Genomic DNA, 1473 nt, shown 5'->3' with positions numbered 1-1473 from the left:
ATAAAAAAACGTTTTAATAAAGTACTTAAATAATGCCTAGCACTCAAAAGCAATTAGCCGATAAATTATTTGAAATCCGTGAAGAATATTCGAATAATCCAACGATAAAACCCGAAGTAGCACGCAAAGAAATGGCGCTTAAAGAAGCAAAAGCAATTAACGATTTTGTTATTGGTAGAACTACCACCGTTAGCCGATAAATTATTTGAAATCCGTGAAGAATATTCGAATAAYCCAACGATAAAACCCGAAGTAGCACGCAAAGAAATGGCGCTTAAAGAAGCAAAAGCAATTAACGATTTTGTTATTGGTAGAACTACCACCGTTACTGGAGCTAGTGCCACAGGTGGACCAGTAACAGGAACAGGTATAATTAAATAATAATTATGGATTTATTACTTGATGAAAATGGTGACTTAGCGATTGAAAACGGTGATTTTGTGATTGGAAAATCGGATCAACAAAACGTTGAAATTGTTTTACTTTATAATAAAGGCGAGTTTAAAGAATTTCCTTTAGTTGGTTTTGGTGCGATTAATTATATAAAAACCAATGTTTCTGAAATTGAATTTAAACGAAATTTAAAGATACAATTAGAATATGTTGGTTATAAAAATCCAACGATTGATTTAACTGGAGGTTTTGAAAACCTAAAAATTAAAATTTAATGGTAAGTTTTATCCAAGAAAATATAGGCGAAATATTAGGTTACACTTTAGGAGCTGGAGGAGTTGGAATGGCAATTTTGGAACGAAGAAAAAACAAGGCTATTACAAAAGGTGTTGAGGCGGATGTTGAAAGCAAAGAAATTGATAACGGCTCTAAGGTTATTGATATGTATAAATCAGCGCTAGATGATTTACCGATTCGATACGAAAAAAAATATCAAGAAACTTCTCAGTTATGGGAACGAAAGTTTCAAATGATGACAGAAGAAATGAGCCAACTAGAGTCTTCTTATAAACGAAAAAATAACTTGTTAGAAGATGAGATAAAGCTAAAAAACAAATTTATACTTTCTTTAAAAAGAGAGCTACGAGAAAAAGACACTGAAAACAAATTGTTAAAAAAGCAACTTAAAGATGCAAATAATAGCACTCAATAAACAATCTTTTTTRGATATCGCAATCTTAACAACAGGATTGGCGGTTAATGCCTCTTTAATTGCAAAAGCGAATCATAAAGCACCAAGCGAGGTTATTGAAACTGGAGATAAAATTATTATTCCTGAAAATGTTATTTATAATAAAGACCATTTAAACTATTATCAAGCAAAAAAAATACTTCCTGCAACGGCATTAACACAAACTAATATTGATGTAATTACAGGTTGTGAAGGCATCGGATGCTGGGCAATTGGAATTGATTTTAAAGTGAGCTAAAGCTCAGGAATAATTCAAAAAAGACTTAAAAAAGACCATGAAAGTACAAGGAATTAAAGCTAAAATGATAGCCATTAAGGAAAATGAAAGT

The 1473-nt window shown here is 31.4% G+C and carries 5 protein-coding genes; all 5 read left to right on the top strand.

Annotated features, from left to right (window positions below; translation table 11 throughout):
* Positions 1-32: 32 nt before the first annotated feature.
* Genes L0U77_RS11820 through L0U77_RS11800 form a run of 5 tightly spaced genes read left to right on the top strand, consistent with a single transcriptional unit; the run spans position 33 to position 1382 of the window.
* Positions 33-200, top strand: a complete 168-nt coding sequence (locus tag L0U77_RS11820; RefSeq protein ID WP_233901262.1) for a hypothetical protein — start codon at positions 33-35, stop codon at positions 198-200.
* The gene (locus L0U77_RS11815) at positions 172-381 is read left to right on the top strand and encodes a hypothetical protein (protein ID WP_233901261.1); all 210 of its coding nucleotides are present in this window, start codon (positions 172-174) and stop codon (positions 379-381) included. Before L0U77_RS11820 ends, L0U77_RS11815 begins: the two co-directional genes overlap by 29 nt.
* A 5-nt stretch (positions 382-386) precedes the next feature.
* Positions 387-668, top strand: coding sequence for a hypothetical protein (locus L0U77_RS11810; protein WP_101917461.1), 282 nt, complete (start codon positions 387-389; stop codon positions 666-668).
* On the top strand, positions 668-1105 hold the full coding sequence (locus tag L0U77_RS11805; protein WP_101917462.1) for a hypothetical protein: 438 nt from the start codon (positions 668-670) through the stop codon (positions 1103-1105). The genes L0U77_RS11810 and L0U77_RS11805 overlap by 1 nt, the downstream gene beginning before the upstream one ends.
* Complete coding sequence (locus L0U77_RS11800) at positions 1083-1382, top strand: hypothetical protein (protein WP_233901101.1); 300 nt, start codon at positions 1083-1085, stop codon at positions 1380-1382. Before L0U77_RS11805 ends, L0U77_RS11800 begins: the two co-directional genes overlap by 23 nt.
* Positions 1383-1473: the final 91 nt, after the last annotated feature.

It is taken from the genome of Tenacibaculum piscium (genome assembly GCF_021390715.1).
Lineage (GTDB): Bacteria > Bacteroidota > Bacteroidia > Flavobacteriales > Flavobacteriaceae > Polaribacter > Polaribacter piscius.
The sequence above is the reverse complement of the archived record's forward strand: the minus strand, read 5'-3'. Positions and strand labels throughout refer to the sequence as shown.